General features: G+C 69.4%; 15 protein-coding genes. 8 read left to right on the top strand and 7 right to left on the bottom strand.

What is annotated here, in order from left to right; all coding sequences use genetic code 11:
• Window positions 1-41: 41 nt before the first annotated feature.
• The 3 genes from C4B30_RS14200 (at window position 42) to C4B30_RS14190 (ending at window position 4048) form a co-directional block, all read left to right on the top strand.
• Window positions 42-542 carry a DUF192 domain-containing protein gene (locus C4B30_RS14200; RefSeq protein ID WP_027785219.1) on the top strand — a complete coding sequence of 167 codons (501 nt, stop codon included), beginning with the start codon at window positions 42-44 and terminating at the stop codon, window positions 540-542.
• Between the two features lie 227 nt (window positions 543-769).
• Window positions 770-2875 (top strand): elongation factor G, encoded by a 2106-nt coding sequence (gene fusA, locus C4B30_RS14195; protein ID WP_027785220.1) that lies wholly within the window; start codon window positions 770-772, stop codon window positions 2873-2875.
• 162 nt (window positions 2876-3037) lie between these two features.
• Complete coding sequence (locus C4B30_RS14190) at window positions 3038-4048, top strand: HoxN/HupN/NixA family nickel/cobalt transporter (protein WP_027785221.1); 1011 nt, start codon at window positions 3038-3040, stop codon at window positions 4046-4048.
• Between the two features lie 997 nt (window positions 4049-5045).
• Here the strand turns inward: C4B30_RS14190 and C4B30_RS36055 are convergent.
• Both C4B30_RS36055 and C4B30_RS14180 read right to left on the bottom strand, forming a co-directional pair.
• On the bottom strand, window positions 5046-6017 hold the full coding sequence (locus C4B30_RS36055; protein WP_158683498.1) for a hypothetical protein: 972 nt from the start codon (window positions 6015-6017) through the stop codon (window positions 5046-5048).
• 60 nt (window positions 6018-6077) lie between these two features.
• Complete coding sequence (locus C4B30_RS14180; protein WP_027785222.1) at window positions 6078-6923, bottom strand: aldo/keto reductase; 846 nt, start codon at window positions 6921-6923, stop codon at window positions 6078-6080.
• Window positions 6924-7089: 166 nt separating this feature from the next.
• On the opposite strand from C4B30_RS14180, the gene C4B30_RS14175 reads away from it, so the two are divergent.
• Window positions 7090-7836 carry a GntR family transcriptional regulator gene (locus C4B30_RS14175; protein ID WP_006489667.1) on the top strand — a complete coding sequence of 249 codons (747 nt, stop codon included), beginning with the start codon at window positions 7090-7092 and terminating at the stop codon, window positions 7834-7836.
• Between the two features lie 22 nt (window positions 7837-7858).
• On the opposite strand, the gene C4B30_RS14170 is transcribed toward C4B30_RS14175, so the two are convergent.
• Window positions 7859-9250: a CoA transferase gene (locus C4B30_RS14170; RefSeq protein ID WP_027785223.1), complete on the bottom strand. Its 1392-nt coding sequence runs from the start codon at window positions 9248-9250 to the stop codon at window positions 7859-7861.
• A 140-nt stretch (window positions 9251-9390) separates the two neighbouring features.
• On the opposite strand from C4B30_RS14170, the gene C4B30_RS14165 reads away from it, so the two are divergent.
• Window positions 9391-10623: a citrate/2-methylcitrate synthase gene (locus C4B30_RS14165; protein WP_027785224.1), complete on the top strand. Its 1233-nt coding sequence runs from the start codon at window positions 9391-9393 to the stop codon at window positions 10621-10623.
• Here C4B30_RS14165 and C4B30_RS14160 read toward each other — a convergent pair.
• The gene (locus C4B30_RS14160; protein ID WP_027785225.1) at window positions 10596-10919 is read right to left on the bottom strand and encodes a DUF2917 domain-containing protein; all 324 of its coding nucleotides are present in this window, start codon (window positions 10917-10919) and stop codon (window positions 10596-10598) included. The two genes, C4B30_RS14165 and C4B30_RS14160, sit on opposite strands and share 28 nt — an antisense overlap.
• Window positions 10920-11156: 237 nt before the next feature.
• Here C4B30_RS14160 and mdtD point away from each other — a divergent pair, with 237 nt between their 5' ends.
• Together mdtD and C4B30_RS14145 are read left to right on the top strand one after the other, a co-directional pair.
• The gene (gene mdtD, locus C4B30_RS14150) at window positions 11157-12593 is read left to right on the top strand and encodes a multidrug transporter subunit MdtD (protein WP_011694373.1); all 1437 of its coding nucleotides are present in this window, start codon (window positions 11157-11159) and stop codon (window positions 12591-12593) included.
• 168 nt (window positions 12594-12761) lie between these two features.
• Window positions 12762-14036, top strand: coding sequence for an EAL domain-containing protein (locus tag C4B30_RS14145; RefSeq protein ID WP_027785226.1), 1275 nt, complete (start codon window positions 12762-12764; stop codon window positions 14034-14036).
• 19 nt (window positions 14037-14055) lie between these two features.
• Here the strand turns inward: C4B30_RS14145 and C4B30_RS14140 are convergent, their stop codons facing one another.
• From C4B30_RS14140 to C4B30_RS14130, 3 genes are all read right to left on the bottom strand, one after another.
• The gene (locus C4B30_RS14140) at window positions 14056-14661 is read right to left on the bottom strand and encodes a class I SAM-dependent methyltransferase (RefSeq protein ID WP_027785227.1); all 606 of its coding nucleotides are present in this window, start codon (window positions 14659-14661) and stop codon (window positions 14056-14058) included.
• A 102-nt stretch (window positions 14662-14763) separates the two neighbouring features.
• Window positions 14764-15819, bottom strand: a complete 1056-nt coding sequence (locus C4B30_RS14135; RefSeq protein WP_027785228.1) for a 2-dehydropantoate 2-reductase — start codon at window positions 15817-15819, stop codon at window positions 14764-14766.
• Window positions 15812-16336, bottom strand: a complete 525-nt coding sequence (locus C4B30_RS14130; protein ID WP_027785229.1) for an Mpo1 family 2-hydroxy fatty acid dioxygenase — start codon at window positions 16334-16336, stop codon at window positions 15812-15814. The genes C4B30_RS14135 and C4B30_RS14130 overlap by 8 nt, the downstream gene beginning before the upstream one ends.
• Window positions 16337-16417: 81 nt before the next feature.
• On the opposite strand from C4B30_RS14130, the gene C4B30_RS14125 reads away from it, so the two are divergent.
• Window positions 16418-17125: a Crp/Fnr family transcriptional regulator gene (locus C4B30_RS14125; RefSeq protein ID WP_027785230.1), complete on the top strand. Its 708-nt coding sequence runs from the start codon at window positions 16418-16420 to the stop codon at window positions 17123-17125.
• Window positions 17126-17249: the final 124 nt, after the last annotated feature.

Genomic DNA, 17249 nt, shown 5'->3' with positions numbered 1-17249 from the left:
GCGTACCATGCGGGTCTCGTTTTCCAGACAGGAGCCATGCTGTGTCATTCTCCCTGCGCTCGTCGCTCGGCCGCCTTGCGCGCGCCGCCGTGTTTCCCGCCGCCCTCGCCGTCCTCGCGCTCGGCATGCAGGCCGCCGGCGCGCAAGTGCCGCCCGGCGCCAAGCAGCCGAGCGAGTTCCCGCGCGTGAAGCTGCGCGCCGGCATGTATGTGATCGACGCGGCCGTCGCCGCCAACGACGCCGATCGCGAACAGGGGCTGATGTACCGTTCGCAGCTCGCGCCGAACGAAGGCATGCTGTTCGTCTTCAACGAGAACGCCGTGCACTGCTTCTGGATGAAGAACACGCTGATTCCGCTGTCGATCGCGTTCATCCGCGCGGACGGCACGATCACCGACATCGACGAGATGCGCGCGGAAACCACCGACAACCACTGTCCGCGCAACAACGGCGTCTATGCGCTCGAAATGAGCAAGGGCTGGTTCGCCGCGAAGGGCATCAAGCCCGGCATGAAGCTCGACGGCCTGCCGCGGGCCCAATAACGGCAACGGCCCGCGCGGCGGCATCGCGCCGCGCACCGACCGAAAGCCGGCCGCCCGTTGCGCGCCGGCTTTTTTTCGCCCGCCGGCGGCGATGCACGCCTTGATTCCGCCGGCGCCGGCCGCATCTGCAAAAGCCACGCGCAAGCGCTATGCTTGAAGTCTCGCTTGTTTCAGCCCGGGTCGGCCCCAGCCGGCCCGCTTACGATCCGAACCACCAGGAGGTTCACGTGCCCCGCAAAACCCCCATCGAGCGCTATCGAAATATCGGGATCAGCGCTCACATCGATGCCGGCAAGACCACGACGACCGAGCGCATCCTGTTTTACACCGGCGTGAGCCACAAGATCGGTGAAGTGCACGACGGCGCGGCCACGATGGACTGGATGGAGCAGGAGCAGGAACGCGGCATCACGATCACGTCGGCTGCTACCACGGCCTTCTGGAAGGGCATGGCCGGCAACTATCCGGAACACCGGATCAACATCATCGATACGCCCGGGCACGTCGACTTCACGATCGAGGTCGAGCGCTCGATGCGCGTGCTCGACGGCGCGTGCATGGTCTACGACTCGGTCGGCGGCGTGCAGCCGCAATCGGAAACCGTGTGGCGCCAGGCGAACAAGTACAAGGTGCCGCGCATCGCGTTCGTCAACAAGATGGACCGGATCGGCGCCGACTTCTTCCGCGTGCAGAAGCAGATCGGCGAGCGCCTGAAAGGCGTCGCCGTGCCGATCCAGATTCCGATCGGCGCGGAAGATCATTTCCAGGGCGTCGTCGATCTCGTGAAGATGAAGGCGATCGTGTGGGACGACGAAAGCCAGGGCGTGAAGTTCACGTACGAGGACATCCCCGCGAACCTGGTCGAGCTCGCGCACGAATGGCGCGAGAAGATGGTTGAGGCCGCGGCCGAAGCGAGCGAGGAACTGCTCGAGAAGTATCTGCACGACCATGAATCGCTGACCGAGGACGAAATCAAGGCCGCGCTGCGCAAGCGCACGATCGCGAACGAGATCGTGCCGATGCTGTGCGGCAGCGCGTTCAAGAACAAGGGCGTGCAGGCGATGCTCGACGCGGTGATCGACTACCTGCCGTCGCCGGTCGACGTGCCCGCGATCCTCGGCCACGACCTGCACGACAAGGAGGCGGAACGTCATCCGAATGACGAAGACCCGTTCTCCGCGCTCGCGTTCAAGATCATGACCGACCCGTTCGTCGGCCAGTTGATCTTCTTCCGCGTGTATTCGGGCGTGGTCGAATCCGGCGACACGGTGCTCAACGCGACGAAGGACAAGAAGGAGCGGCTCGGCCGGATCCTGCAGATGCACGCGAACGAGCGCAAGGAAATCAAGGAAGTGCGCGCGGGCGACATCGCTGCCGCGGTCGGCCTGAAGGAAGCGACCACGGGCGACACGCTGTGCGATCCGGCTCACCCGATCGTGCTCGAACGCATGATTTTCCCGGAGCCGGTGATTTCGCAGGCCGTCGAGCCGAAGACGAAGGCCGACCAGGAAAAGATGGGCCTGGCGCTCAACCGTCTGGCTCAGGAAGACCCGTCGTTCCGCGTGCAGACCGACGAGGAATCGGGGCAGACGATCATTTCGGGGATGGGCGAGCTCCACCTCGAAATCCTGGTCGACCGGATGAAGCGTGAATTCGGCGTGGAAGCGACGGTGGGCAAGCCGCAGGTCGCGTATCGCGAGACGGTGCGCACGCCGGCGAAGGACGTCGAGGGCAAGTTCGTCAAGCAGTCGGGCGGCCGCGGCCAGTACGGGCACGCGGTGATCACGCTCGAGCCGAACCCCGGCAAGGGCTACGAGTTCGTCGACGCGATCAAGGGCGGCGTGATTCCGCGCGAATACATTCCGTCGGTCGACAAGGGGATCCAGGAAACGCTGAAGAGCGGCGTGCTGGCCGGCTACCCGGTTGTCGACGTGAAGGTCACGCTGACGTTCGGCTCGTACCACGACGTCGACTCGAACGAAAACGCCTTCCGCATGGCCGGCTCGATGGCGTTCAAGGAAGCGATGCGCAAGGCAAAGCCCGTGCTGCTCGAGCCGATGATGGCCGTCGAGGTCGAGACGCCCGAGGACTTCATGGGTAACGTGATGGGCGACCTGTCGAGCCGGCGCGGCATCGTGCAGGGGATGGAGGACATCGCGGGCGGCGGCGGCAAGCTGGTGCGTGCCGAGGTGCCGCTCGCGGAGATGTTCGGCTATTCGACGTCGCTGCGCTCGGCGACGCAAGGTCGTGCGACGTATACGATGGAGTTCAAGCATTACGCGGAAACGCCGACGAACGTGTCGGAAGCCGTGATCAACGCGAAGACGAAGTAAGCGCCGCGCGCGCCCTTCCTGGCGCATGCACGCGAAGCCCGTCCGGTTCCGGACGGGCTTTTTTTCATCCGGCGCGCATCGCGTTCGCGGCTTGTTGGTCGGCGCACCGAGCTTTTTTTCGCGTGCCACAATGGACGGCGATTCGTCAGATGGAACCGCCCGATGCCTCCCACCCCTGCCCTGCGCCGCCTGCTGACTCTCTATGCCGGCCTGATCGCCGCGAACGTCGCCGTCTGGCTGTGGGCGCTCGCGGTGCTGCGCGACCATCCGCTGCTGCTCGGCACCGCGGCGATCGCGTACGGGCTCGGGCTGCGGCATGCGGTCGACGCGGATCACATCGCCGCGATCGACGTCGCGACGCGCAAGCTGATGCAGGACGGCCAGCGTCCGGTGAGCGTCGGCCTGTTCTTCTCGCTCGGCCATTCGACGATCGTGATCGCCGCGACGCTCGGCATCGCGCTGACCGCGTTCGCGCTGCGCGACCGGTTCGATGCGTTCCGCGAGATCGGCGGCACGATCGGCACGGCGGTATCGGCCACGTTCCTGCTTGCGCTCGCATGCGTGAACCTGATGATCCTGCGCGACGTGTGGCGACGCTATCGCGGTGCATCCGGGCACACGCACGACGGCGCACATGATCATCGTCCTACCGGACTCGTATCGCGGTTGCTGCGCCCGCTGTTCCGGTTCGTGTCGAAGAGCTGGCACATGTATCCGGTCGGCGTGCTGTTCGGGCTCGGTTTCGATACTGCAACCGAAATCGGCCTGCTCGCGATCGCCGCCGCGCAGGCGAGCCAGGGGCTGCCGGTCTATACGATCATGCTGTTCCCCGCGCTTTTCACCGCCGGCATGACGCTGATCGACTCGACCGACAACGTCCTGATGATTCACGCATACGGCTGGGCGATGGACGATCCGCGGCGCAAGCTGCTCTACAACGCGAGCATCACGTTCGTGTCGGCGGCCGTCGCGCTGGCGATCGGCGGGATCGAGGCGGCCGGCCTGCTGGCCGACAAGCTGTCGCTGACGGGCCCCGTGCGCGACACGCTCGATGCGCTCGGCGAACGCTTCGGGTCGATCGGCTACGGCATCGTCGCGCTGTTCCTCGTCTGCTGGATCGCGTCGATCCTGTTCCACCGCTGGCAACGCGCGGCCGGCGCGCCGGCACGCTGAACGACACACCTCTACGTTTCATTCCGGAAACAAAACGCTCCCCAACGACGTTGCACGCGTGATCACGCGACGGCCCCCGCCTTTCGCCACGGGCCCGAGCGGCCGATGGCACGAATCTCGCTGATAGGGATTCGCACGGCGGGCCCGCGTGCCGATCCGCATCCGCGGCTGGCGTCAAGCGCCGGCCCGGAGGCTATCGGCCGACGATAGGACAACGAATCTTTTACGCCCCCCTGCACCACACGTAGATCGTCGCGCGACAACGAGGCATCGCGCGCATGGGGAGGCCATGATGCATAAGACGAAACAACCGTTCCGCGCGGCGGGACGGCGCCCTCGTGCAACCTTGCTGGCCGCGGCCGCGTTTGCGTGCTGCTGCTCGTATGCCGTCGCACAGAACACGAAGCCCGACGCCGCGTCCGACGCGAATGCCAGCGCGGACACCATCATGACGCTGGTCGAGAACGCATCGCCGTGCGCCGCCAATCCGGCTGCGTGCGCGGTGCACGTTTTTGCCGGCCGCGGCGTCGGGAATGGCGGTGCCGGTGCGAGCGGTAGCGGTACCGGTAGCGGCAATGGGAACGGCGGTGGCACGGGTAGTGGCAACGGGAATGGCAGCGGTAGCGGCGGCAACAACGGAAACGGCGCCGTCGGACCTGCCGGTGTCGGTGGAACGACAGGTGGAACGTCAGGCAGTACGAGCGGCACGGGCCGCGGAGGCAATGCGTCCGGCAACGGTGGGTCAGGTGGCGGCACTTCGGGTGGCGGCACTTCGGGTGGTGGCACTTCGGGTGGTGGCACTTCGGGCGGCGGTACCTCGGGTGGCGGCACTTCGGGTGGCGGTACCTCGGGTGGCGGCACTTCGGGTGGCGGTACCTCGGGTGGCAGCACTTCGGGTGGCGGTACCTCGGGTGGCGGTACCTCGGGTGGCGGTACCTCGGGTGGCGGTACCTCGGGTGGCGGTACCTCAGGTGGCGGTACCTCAGGTGGTGGTACCTCAGGTGGCGGCACTTCGGGTGGCGGTGGCCACGGTGGTGGTGGCGATGGTGACGGCGGCGGTCACGGTCATGGTGGCGGCCATGGCGACGGCGATGGTGATGGCGGCGGTCACGGCCATGGCGGCGGTCATGGCGACGGTGATGGTGATGGCGGTGGTCACGGCCACGGCGGCGGTCACGGCGACGGCGATGGTGACGGCGGTGGCCACGGCCATGGCGGCGGTCACGGCGGCGGCGATGGTAATGGCGGCGGCCACGGCCACGGCGGCGGTCACGGCGACGGCGATGGTGACGGCGGTGGTCACGGCCATGGTGGCGGTCACGGCGACGGCGATGGTAATGGCGGTGGTCACGGCCCTGGCGGTGGTCATGGCGACGGCGATGGTGGTCACGGCCATGGCGGCGGTGACGGCGGCGGTCACGGCGACGGCGGTGGTGGCCACGGCAATGGCGGCGGCCATGGCGACGGTGGCAGCGGCGGTCATGGCGACGGCGGTGGTGGCCACGGCAATGGCGGCGGCCATGGCGACGGTGGCAGCGGCGGTCATGGCGACGGCGATGGTGGTCACGGCAATGGCAGCGGCCATGGCGACGGCGGCACCGGCGGTCACGGCGACGGCGGCGGCGGTCACGGCACCGGCGGTCACGGGAATGGTGGCGGCAACGGCAATGGCAACGGCAGTGGCGGAGCCGGCAATGGCGGCGCCAACGGTCGTGGCAACGGCAACGGTGGCGCTGGCGGTGCCGGCGGTGGAGGCCACGGCAACGCCAGTGGTGGCTCGGGCAACGGCGGCGGGAGCGGCGGGAGCGGCGGAAGCAGCGGCAGCGGCAGCGGCGGCGCTCATGGCACCGGCGGCCACGGCAATGGCGGTGGCAACGGCAACGGCAATGGCAGTGGCGGCGCCGGCAACGGCGGGGCCAATGGCGTCGGCAACGGCCGTGGCGCCGGCAACGGCAATGGCGGCGGTCACGGCAACGGCGGATCGTCCGGCGGCAACCACTGACCCGAAGCGTTGCCCGGCCGAATACGGTCAGAGCATCTCGAGCGCGCGCTTGCTGCGCGGCGGACGGAAATATGCGTCAAGCTGCGCGCGCTCGTCATCGCTCAACACGAAATCGAGCGCGGCGCGGTTGTCGCGCACGTGTTCGATCCGCGACGCCTTCGGAATCGCGAATACACCCGGCTGCGCGAGCACCCATGCCAGTGCGACGCGCGTCACCGACACGCCGCGCAGCCTCGCGATCTCGTCGAGCGGCGAGTGTTTCGGCAGACGCCCGTGATCGACCGGGCTGTACGCCATCGCCGGAATCCGGTGCTCGGCCAGCCACGGCAGCAGGTCGAATTCCGGACCGCGTCGCGCGATGTTGTAGAGAATCTGGTTGGTCGCGCACGCATCGCCGCCCGCCTCGTCGACGAGTTCGGCCATGTCGGCCGTATCGAAGTTGCTCACGCCCCAGTGGCGGATCTTGCCCGCACGTTGCAACGCGTCGAAGCCCTCGACGGTTTCCTCGAGCGGCACCGATCCGCGCCAGTGCAGCAGGTACAGGTCGAGGCGATCGGTACGCAGGCGCTTCAAGCTCGCGTCGCACGCGGCGACGACGCCGCGCCGGCTCGCATGGTGCGGATAGACCTTGCTGACGAGAAACACGTCGTCGCGCAGGCCCGCGAGCGCGTCGCCGACCAGTTCCTCGGTCGCGCCGTCGCCATACATCTCGGCCGTATCGACCAGCGTCATCCCGAGTTCGACGCCCTCGCGCAGCGCGGCGATCTCGTCCGCGCGCCGCGCCGGCCGCTCGCCCATTTCCCAGGTGCCCAAGCCCAGCTTCGGAATCGTCTCGCCGTTCGGCAAAACGACCGTGGCGATCGTGTCTGTCATGCGTTCCTCGTTGCGGATTCGTGGCCGCACACCGCGGCCGAAGCATCGGATACGACGCATCAGTGTAGTCAATCGGTGCGCCCCCGGCCTATTGCACGGCAAAAACCGGCTATAACGGCGCGGCATGATGACTTAGAATGGCCGCAACCTGATCGATACCCATTGTATGAAGGCACCCACGGACGACCGCTGGCAGGACCTGCGCCCCGACCCCGACAACGATACGCCGCTCTACCTGCAGCTCGCCCGCAAGCTCGGCGATGCGATCCACGACAACCGCTGGACGGCCGGCGAAGCGCTGCCTTCCGAGCGTGTGTTGTCCGAAGCGCTCGGCGTGTCGCGCATCACCGCGCGCAAGGCGATCGCGCTGCTCGTCGAGCAAGGCTTGATCCGCCGCACCCAGGGCGCGGGCAACTTCATCCAGCCACGCTACGAGGATCCGCTGTCGCGACTGTCGAGCTTCAGCGAAATGCTCGAGCGCCGCGGCTTCAAACCGAGCTCGCAGTGGCTCGCGCGCGAAATTCAGCCGGCGAACCGCGATGAAGTGATCCAGCTCGGACTGTCGCCGGCCGCATCGGTTACACGCCTGAAACGTCTGCGGCTCGCCGATGGCATCGTGATGGCCGTCGAGAATTCGACGTTCCCCGCAACGCTGATTCCCGATCCCCAGGCGATCGTCGGCTCGCTGTACAGCTATCTCGAAGCGCGCGGCACGCCGATCGTGCGCGCGCTGCAGCATTTCCGCGCGGTCAACGCGACCGACGAGATCGCCGAGCAGATGGGTATCGCCCCGCACGACGCACTCCTGCTGATCACGCGGATCGGCTATACGTCCGACCAGCGCGCGATCGAACTGACCGATACCTACTGCCGCAACGACTACTACGATTTCGTCGTCGAACTGCGCAAGTAACGCGAGCGAGCGTCGCCGGCCCTCATAGCCAGCGCGCGTCGTCGGTGCCGAGCGGCACGGGCGGACGCGCGAACGACGGCGGCGTCGCCGACAACCGTTCGGCCGGCCGCACGGTGTCGAGCACGCCGAACGGCGACGCGATGCGGTCGATCCTGTCCCGCACGTCGGCAAGCGCGAGATCGGGCGCCTGCAGCCCGTCCGGCACGGCGCCGAACGACTGCAGCCAGCGCCCCGTCTGCGCGAGCGACATCCGCACGTGCCAGCTTCCCCCTTCGCGTGCGCGCCGTGCGAGCGCGATCATCGCGCCGAACGCGGCGAGATACCCCGTCGCATGGTCGAGCGCCTGGCACGGCAGATGGCGCGGCCCGCTCGCCCGCGCGGCCTGCTGCTCCTGCCATGCGATTCCGCTCGCCGACTGCACGAGGCTGTCGAAACCGCGCCGCTTCGCCCACGATCCTGCATGCCCGTACGCCGACACCGACACGTAGACGACGCCGGGCCGCCGCGCCGCCAGGGCCTGCGGCGAGAAGCCGCGCGCCGAGAGCGCGCCGGGCCGGTACGACTGCAGAAACACGTCCGCGTCGCGCACCAGCGCGTGCAGCGTATCGACGCCTGCCGCGTCGCGCAGATCGATCCACGTCGAGCGCTTGCCGCGCCCGTTGTCGATCACGAGCGGCGCGATGTTCGGCAGGTGTGGACCATTAACGAGCAGCGTCTGCGCGCCGTGCGACGCCAGCGTGCGGCCCGCGACCGGCCCCGCGATGATGCGCGTGAGATCGAGCACGCGCACGCCGGCCAGCGGCTGGCCGGCTTCGCCGCGGCCGATCGGCTCGGCCGGCGCGTCGCCGATCCGCTCGATCTCGAACAGCGGCAGCGACGCGATCGCGCGCGCCTGCTCGTGAGCCGCCCATTCGTCAGGGGTTCTGATCAATGCCGCGCACAGGCCGGCATCGGCCAGCGCGGTATCGAGTGCCGCGCCGTCCCACGTGCGGATCGCCGCGGCCACGTCGGCGGGCTGCGAGCCGCAGCCGAGCACGCCGAGAATGCCGCGCAGGTGATGCGGGAAATTCGCATGCAACTGAATCCAGCGTCCCTCGCCCGTCTCGAAGAAGCCGGTCACCGGATGGCGCAATTCCGGCGGCGGCCCGTCGTCCACGCGCAGGTAGCGTTCGCTGCGGAACGCCACGAGCGCGTCGCGCACCGACACGTCGATCGATTGCGCGACGCCCGTTCGCAGCCGATGGCATTCGGCTGCCGCGAGCCCGGCTGCGGCGATCGTCGCGGCGGCAAGCGTGCCGACATGAAACGTCGACGGCAACGTCGGGTCCTGCCCGGTCACGGTCGTGCGGGCCAGCGCGTCGCGCTCGCCGTCTGCGAGTTGCCAAAGATGCGCCAATGCGAATTCGGGTGTCATGGTGAAGGAGACGCCGTTGAGGAGACGGAATCGAGTCTAGAATTCGCGACAGGCACGATCAATCTTGATTGCGCGAATCAATACATAACGAATAGTTGTAGCGGGCCCGCGCTTCATGCGCGGCGACAGGAGCAACCGGCATGACATCCGTCAGTGCGCAGGAAGCCGCCGGCATGCTCGGCGTCAGCGTGAGCACCCTCTACGCGTACGTGAGCCGCGGCCTGCTGCGCTCGCTGCCCGATGGCGCCACCAAGCGCCGCCGCTACGACGCGAACGAGGTGCGCCTGCTCGCGCGCCGCCGCGCCGACGCGAAACGCGCGGGCGGTGTCGCCGAACGCTCGCTCGACTGGGGCGTGCCGGTCCTGGAATCGCGGATCACGCAGATCGCCGACGGCCGCCTGCGCTACCGCGGCGCCGATGCGATCGCGCTGGCCGACGCCGCGACACTCGAGGAAACGGCCGCGCGGCTATGGGACTGTCCGCCCGCGCGGCTGGCCGCCACGTCGCTCGCATCGACCGGTTTCGACGCGGCGCAGTGGGACGACTGGGCGCGTCGCTGGGCGCATCTCGCGCCGCTCGAACGGACACTGGTGCTGCTGCCGGCCGCGGCCGCGTCGCTGCCGCGCCGGTGGGCGCAGGGGCGCGACGCCCAGCTCGATGCCGCGGCGCTGCTGCTGCGTATCGCGACGGCCGCGCTCGCCGGCATCGCGCCGGGCGACGCGCCCGTGCACCGCCAGCTCGCGGCAGCGTGGCGCGTGCGGCGGCGCGACGAAGCCGACCTGCTGCGGCGTGCGCTCGTGCTGTGCGCCGATCACGAACTGAATCCGTCGACCTTCGCGGTGCGCTGCATCGCGTCGACCGGCACCCATCTGTTCGGCGCGATCTCGGGTGGGCTCGCGGCGCTGTCGGGACCGCGCCACGGCGGCGAGACGTTCCGCGCCGGCACGCTGCTCGACGAAGCGGCCCGCGCCGCCGATCTCGATCGCTACCTGGCGCTGCGGCTGGCGCACGACGAACGCGCGGACGGCGCCCGCACGGCCCTGTCCGGCTTCGCGCACCCGCTGTATCCCGACGGCGACCCGCGCGCGCGGGCGCTGCTCGATGCGCTGCATGCGGCGGTACCCGACCGCCCAGCGCTGCACATGGCGCGCGCGCTCGCCGCACACGTCGAAGCGGCGACGGGCCTGCGGCCGACGATCGATTTCGCGCTCGCGGTGCTGGAGCGCACGCTCGCGCTGCCCGACGGCGCGGCGTTCACCCTGTTCGCGGCCGGCCGCACGGCCGGCTGGATCGCCCACGCGCTCGAACAATATGCGGACGGCAAGCTGATCCGGCCCCGGGCGCGCTACGTCGGCAGCGACGCACCCGCGTGACGCCGGCCGCCGCGCCACGCGGCGAACGGGCGCCACCATGCGGACGTGCAGCGCTCGGCTGGCGCCGCGAGCGGGCCGAACGCGAACGTCGCGCCGCCCGGCCCGGCGCTGACCCACGCGCGCGTGCCGGGCAGCAACGTCAGCGAGGCGCCCGCGCCCAGCCAGTGATCGTCGGGCCGACCCTCGACGGTCACCCACACGTCGCCTTCGGCCACCTCGAGCAGCGTGCGATCGACGATCCGCCACCGTCCCGCCGGCTCGTCGCCGTCCATCACGTAAAGTCGCAGTTCGCGCATGACGGCCTCCTGGTCGCACGGGTTCAATGGCACCAGTATTTCGGATAGCTGCCGCACACGGACAGATACGGCCGCAGACACTTTTGGCTGAACTGTACCGGCCGCCCGACGGAGACAGGCTTCCGGCGGTCGGGCCGGAACGGCAGGTCGCGGCCGCATGACATCCCGGCCCCAAACTGCACGGCGCGGCGGCTTTCCCTACAATGTCGGCTGTCCCGCGCCACCGCCCCTGCCGTCATGTTCCAACGCCCCCCCGCCGCCGCTCCCGGCGAAAAGAACCTCACCGTGATGCTCTGGCTCGTTGCGACGGGCTTCTTCATGCAGACGCTCGACGCGACGATCGTCAACACGGCGCTGCCGTCGATGGCCGCGAGCCTCGGCGAATCGCCGCTGCGGATGCAATCGGTCGTGATCGCGTACTCGCTGACGATGGCGGTGATGATCCCCGTGTCGGGCTGGCTCGCCGATACGTTCGGTACGCGGCGCGTGTTCTTCAGCGCGATCCTGGTGTTCTCGCTCGGCTCGCTGCTGTGCGCGAACGCCCATACGCTGACGCAGCTCGTCGCGTTCCGCGTCGTGCAGGGCGTCGGCGGCGCGATGCTGCTGCCGGTCGGACGGCTCGCGGTGCTGCGCACGTTCCCGGCCGAGCGCTACCTGCCCGCGCTGTCGTTCGTCGCGATTCCGGGCCTGATCGGCCCGCTGATCGGGCCGACGCTCGGCGGCTGGCTCGTGAAGATCGCGTCGTGGCACTGGATCTTCCTGATCAACGTGCCGGTCGGCGTCGCGGGCTGCATCGCGACCTTCTATTCGATGCCCGATTCGCGCAACCCGGCCGCCGGCCGCTTCGACCTGAAGGGCTATCTGCTGCTGACGATCGGGATGGTCGCGATCTCGCTGTCGCTCGACGGGCTCGCCGATCTCGGCATGCAGCACGCGGCCGTGCTGGTGCTGCTGATCCTGAGCCTCGCGTGCTTCGTCGCGTACGGGCTGTACGCGGTGCGCGCACCGCAGCCGATCTTCTCGCTGGAGTTGTTCAAGATCCACACGTTCAGCGTCGGGCTGCTCGGCAATCTGTTCGCGCGGATCGGCAGCGGCGCGATGCCGTACCTGATTCCGCTGCTGCTGCAGGTGAGCCTCGGCTATTCGGCGTTCGAGGCCGGGCTGATGATGCTGCCGGTCGCGGCGGCCGGCATGTTCTCGAAGCGGATCATCACGCGCCTGATCACGCAGCACGGCTACCGCAAGGTGCTGCTCGCGAACACGATCATGGTCGGCGTGATGATGGCGAGCTTCGCCCTGATGCGCGACACGGTGCCGGTGTGGGTGAAGGTCGTGCATCTCGCGCTGTTCGGCGGCTTCAACTCGATGCAGTTCACCGCGATGAACACGCTGACGCTGAAGGATCTCGGCACCGGCGGCGCGAGCAGCGGCAACAGCCTCTTCTCGCTCGTGCAGATGCTGTCGATGAGCCTCGGCGTCACGGTCGCCGGCGCGCTGCTCGCGACGTTCACCGGCATGCTGCGCACCGTGACGCCGAGCAACACGCTGCCGGCGTTCCATGCGACGTTCATCTGCGTCGGGATCATCACGGCCGCGTCCGCGTGGATCTTCGCGCAGCTCGCGCCCGAGATCCGCAGCACAGCGCGCAAGACCGACCCGTCCGAGCGCGCGTGACGCGCGGTGCGCGCCGAATCGGGCGCGCGCGCACCATCGCGGTGCAACGCGGCGCGGCGCGCGTGCGCGAGCCGGCCGCGACGAGCGGCCGCGCGCGGCGCCCCGCCGTGCATGCTTCTTGCTGGCCTATTCTGTGGGTAAACTGGCAATCTTCCTTCGGCCGACATCATGAGCATGATCGAAATCGATCCCCCCGGCTTTCAGCCGCCCCGCCCGGTCGCCGGCGACGACGGGAACCGGCGCACCGTGCTGTACGGCGGCTACACGGTGTTCAGCGTGTTCCAGCCCGTTTTCTCGGTGTCGCACCGGCGCGCGATCGGCTATCACGCGTCGCTGCGCGCGCACGACGAGGAAAGCCGTCAGGTGGCGTCGCACGAGGTATTCACGCAGGCGGCGCGGCGCGGCGACCTGCTCGAGCTCGGCCGGCTCGCCGAATCGCTGCATCTCGGTAACTTCCACGCGTTCGACAGCCACGACGAATGGCTCTTCCTGAGCCTGCATCCGGCCGCGCTGATGGACACAATCTACGGCGACGCGCTGCTCGCGAACCTGAAGGCGCTCGGGCTGCCGCCGCACCGCGTGGTGCTCGAGGTGCCCGAGCAGGCCGGCGGCGAAACGCCGCGCTATGCGGCGATCATCGACGGCCTGCGCAAGGCCGGCTTCCTGATCGCGCTCGTCGGGTTCGGCGCGAAGCATTCGAACGTCGATCGCGTATGGCATCTGCATCCCGACATCGTCACGCTCGACCGCGGCATCCTCGCGCAGGCGAGCGAGCACTCGCATCTCGAACGCGTGCTGCCGGGGCTCGTGTCGCTGCTGCACGAATCCGGGCAGCTCGTGCTGATGGGCGGGCTCACGACCGAACGCGACGCACTGATCGCGCTCGAATGCGACGTCGATTTCGTGCAGGGCCAGTACTTTGCGGGGCCGAGCGTCGATCCCGTGCAGCCGCAGGCCGCCGCGGGCTGCATGGATACGCTGTCGGCCGCGCTGCGGCTGCGCGTCGCGCAGCGCGAGCGCACGCAGGCGGAACGGCTCGCGCCGTACGTCGCCGCGCTGGAGGAAGCGAGCCGCAAGCTCGGCGCGGGCGAATCGCTCACCGATGCGGCCGCCGCCGTGCTCGGGCTGCCCGAGACCGCGCGCTGCTTCCTGCTCGACGCGTCGGGCCGCCAGATCGGCGACAACGTGCTCGCGCGCGGCAGCGTGTCGCAACGCGCGAAGCGCTTCCGGCCGCTGCTGCATTCCGAGGGCGCGAGCTGGGAACGCCGCCCGTATTTCATCGACGCGATGCGCGCGCCGGGCGGCGTGCATCTGACGCCGCCCTACCTGTCGATCAACGAGGCGCACCTGTGCGTGACCGCGTCGATCGCCGCACCTGCCGCGACGGGCATGCAGGTGCTCTGCGTCGACATCAACTGGGAAGCGGCGCTCAACCGCGACTGAACCCGATAGCGCGCCGCGTTCACGCGTCGCCGCCCGCCTTGCGCACGATCAGCCGGTGCACGCGCTTGCCGGACGACGCGCTGACGACTTCGTGTTCGTCGATCACGTGCACGCCGGCGCCCAGCGCCGCATGCATCCGCGCCGAGTCGAGCGGCGTATAGAGGCGGCCGCGCTCGTCGCGCAACACGCCGTTTCCGGCCACCCGCCAGCTCAGGTACAACGTGCCGCCCGGCATCAGCAGATCGGCCAGCCGCGCGGCGGCCGCGGCTGCGTCCGCCTGTTCGAGATGCATGACGACCGTTTCGCACAGCACGTTGCGAAACGCGCCGGACGGTACGCCGGCCAGCGCCGGCAACGCGGCCAGCTCGAAAACCAGACCCCGATGGCGCCGCCGCGCCTCGTCGAGCAGCGCGGCGCTCGCGTCGTAGCCGCGCACGTCGAAGCCGCGCGACGCGAGCCAGGCCGTGTCGCGCCCCGCGCCGCAACCGACGTCGGCGGTCAGCCCCGGCGAGAAATGCTGTTCGAGCAGCGCGTACATGTCGTCGGGTGCGGCCTGGTCGAGCCAGTCCTGTGCGAATTGCGCCGCATGCGCATCGTAGGCATCGAGAGTTGGGCGATCCACCATGGCGATTGCTCCGCAAAGGCGCGTCGTATGACGCACTCCGCATCTTAGCCGTTGCGCACGGCCCGTGGCGACGGCGGATGGTGCGACGCCGGCCTACCCAGCCTACCCGGCCGGCACGTGGCCCGCGTGCGGCACCTGCGCGGACAGATCGGCCCACAGTGCATCGCCTCGCCACGCCGGGCGCGCCGCCGCGCTTTCAGCGTCGTGGACGAGCACGCAGAGTCGCGCATTGACCGGCGCCGACGCACCGAAGCGCCCGGCCAGCCGCACGATTTCACCGTTGATCCAGTCGACTTCGGTCGCGCGGCCCGCCGCGAGATCGTCGGACATCGACGATCTCGCCAACGGATCGATCGCCAGCATCCGGCCGCCGAGCACCCGAAAAGCCGCATCGGGCAGATCGAGCACGGCCGGGATCCACGCGGCCGGCAGCGGCGTCAACCGCGCGGGCCGGAGCGCGGCCCGCGCCAGCCAGTGCAGCGCCTCGCGCTGGACCAATGCGACGCAGCGCCGGTACGTGCGTTGGGCGAGTTCGTCGCGCAGCGGCAGGTTCGCGAGCGCATTGATCGGATTGTTCAGGTTGAGCAGCAGCTTCGCCCACTGTACGGCGCGCATGTCGCGATGCAGCACGAGCGGCAATCCGGCGCGCGCGAACATGCCGGTGAACGGCTGCAGCGCCGGCGCCGCCTCGGCCGCGAGCGTGCCGGCCGAACCCTGGTGAAACGCGCCGGGCCCGCGCTCGATCACGTTGAACGGCACCATGCCGGCCAGCACGGTTGCTTGCGGCAACGCGTCGCGCAGCGTGTCGGCATGGTGCAGGCCGTTCTGGAAGCTGATCACGATGGTGCCGGGCCGCAGCACGCCGGCCAGCTGCGCGGCGGCCTCGCGCGTGGCGCCCGACTTCACCGCGACGAGCACGAGCCGTGCGTCGGCCGCCGAGGCCGGATCGGTCGCGAATCCGACATCGGCCGGCGCGAGCGCCGCGCGATAGCCGCGCCGATCGGTCAGCGTGAGCCCGTGCCGATGAATCGCGTCGCCGATCCGCGCGCGGCCGACGAGCGTCACATCCGCGCCGCCCGCCGCGAGGCGGCCGCCGAGATAGCAGCCGAGCGCCCCCGCGCCGAACACGCAGACCGGCCCGGCCGGCCCGTCAGACATGCGAATGCGGGCCCCCATGCACGGGGCCCGCGCGCCGCTCGACTTCGCGGCGCACGTCGCTGCGCAGCCCCGCGAAGAACGCGACCTCGGCGACGACGAACAGCGGCCCGACGATCAGGCCGACCAGATCGTCGACGAACGCGGGCTTGCGGCCTTCGAACCAGTGCCCGACGAACTGCACGATCCAGCCGACGACGAACGCGCCGACGCCGATCGCGAGCCACTGCGCGGTCGGCAGCCGCGCCAGCGACTGCGCGGCCCACAGGCCGAGCGCGAGCAGCACGGCCATCACGATCCCGAACCGCAGGTCGAGACGCAGGTAGAACACCGCGGACACGACGACGAGCAGCAGCGCCGGCGACAACGCGATGCCGGCCAGCGCCCCGATCGCCGGCCGCGACAGCAACACCTCGACCGCGAACACGATCATCGGGATGCCGACCAGATGCGTCGCGATGTTGCGCGCGTCGCGATGGTAGGCCGCATACTGGGAAAGATGGTCTTCGAGGGTCTTCATCGCGTCTCCTGATCGGTTATTGAGCGCTATGATGCGCGTCACGCCCGAGAACCTCTGTCAGCTACCCGACATCGCGTGCCCATGCCTTCCTCGCTCGCCCCGTACCTGCCGCAGATCGAAGCGAACCCGTGGTTCGCCGCGCTGCCGCCCGCGCTGCGCGCGGAGCTGATCGCCCGCGCGACGCTGCGCCGTCTGCCGTCCGGCCACGCGCTGTTCCGGCGCGGCGACCCGCCGTGCGGGCTGTACGCGGTACTGGCCGGTTCACTCACGATAGGTGCGGTCGATCCGCAGGGCAAGGAAGCGCTGCTGACGGTGGCCGAACCCGTCACGTGGTTCGGCGAGATCGCGTTGTTCGACGGCCAGCCGCGCACGCACGACGCCATTGCACTCGACGACGCGCTGCTGCTGCACGTACCGCAGGCCGCGCTGCTCGCGATCCTCGATACGACGCCGCAATACTGGCGGCAGTTCGCGCTGCTGATGGCGCAAAAGCTGCGCCTGAGCTTCCTGACCGTCGAGTCGATGAGCGTGATGCCGGCCGCGCAGCGGCTCGCCGCGCGACTGCTGATGATCGCCGAAGGCTACGGCGGCATCAGCGCCGGGCGCACGCACGTCCGGCTGTCGCAGGAAACGCTCGCGTCGATGCTGTCGCTGACGCGGCAGACCACCAACCAGTTGCTGAAGGCGCTGCAGGCCGACGGCGTCGTGCGGCTGCACGTCGGCGAGATCGAACTCGTGGACATCGACGCGTTGCGCCGCGCGAGCGGGCTCGGCGACGGCACGCACTGAACGCCGCATAACGGCCGCTATCGGTCTTTATCCACCGCGACGCGCTGCCCGCAGCCGCCGCGATGCGCTATCGTGGCGGCTCGTTCCATCCGTCGCGCGCACCGCCCCTTGAACACGTCGACCC

The sequence above is a fragment of the Burkholderia sp. BE12 genome (assembly GCF_002959955.1).
Classification (GTDB): domain Bacteria; phylum Pseudomonadota; class Gammaproteobacteria; order Burkholderiales; family Burkholderiaceae; genus Burkholderia.
The sequence above is the reverse complement of the archived record's forward strand: the minus strand, read 5'-3'. Positions and strand labels throughout refer to the sequence as shown.

Bases quoted from the DNA above. Each gene is read 5' to 3' on its own strand.
- C4B30_RS14190 (WP_027785221.1), top strand. From the start codon at position 3,038: ATGCCTCCCACCCCTGCCCTGCGCCGCCTGCTGACTCTCTATGCCGGC.
- C4B30_RS14175 (WP_006489667.1), top strand. From the start codon at position 7,090: ATGAAGGCACCCACGGACGACCGCTGGCAGGACCTGCGCCCCGACCCC.
- C4B30_RS14165 (WP_027785224.1), top strand. From the start codon at position 9,391: ATGACATCCGTCAGTGCGCAGGAAGCCGCCGGCATGCTCGGCGTCAGC.
- C4B30_RS14145 (WP_027785226.1), top strand. From the start codon at position 12,762: ATGAGCATGATCGAAATCGATCCCCCCGGCTTTCAGCCGCCCCGCCCG.
- C4B30_RS14140 (WP_027785227.1), bottom strand. From the start codon at position 14,661: ATGGTGGATCGCCCAACTCTCGATGCCTACGATGCGCATGCGGCGCAA.
- C4B30_RS14130 (WP_027785229.1), bottom strand. From the start codon at position 16,336: ATGAAGACCCTCGAAGACCATCTTTCCCAGTATGCGGCCTACCATCGC.
- mdtD (WP_011694373.1), top strand. From the start codon at position 11,157: ATGTTCCAACGCCCCCCCGCCGCCGCTCCCGGCGAAAAGAACCTCACC.
- C4B30_RS14170 (WP_027785223.1), bottom strand. From the start codon at position 9,250: ATGACACCCGAATTCGCATTGGCGCATCTTTGGCAACTCGCAGACGGC.
- C4B30_RS14180 (WP_027785222.1), bottom strand. From the start codon at position 6,923: ATGACAGACACGATCGCCACGGTCGTTTTGCCGAACGGCGAGACGATT.
- C4B30_RS14160 (WP_027785225.1), bottom strand. From the start codon at position 10,919: ATGCGCGAACTGCGACTTTACGTGATGGACGGCGACGAGCCGGCGGGA.
- C4B30_RS14135 (WP_027785228.1), bottom strand. From the start codon at position 15,819: ATGTCTGACGGGCCGGCCGGGCCGGTCTGCGTGTTCGGCGCGGGGGCG.
- C4B30_RS14125 (WP_027785230.1), top strand. From the start codon at position 16,418: ATGCCTTCCTCGCTCGCCCCGTACCTGCCGCAGATCGAAGCGAACCCG.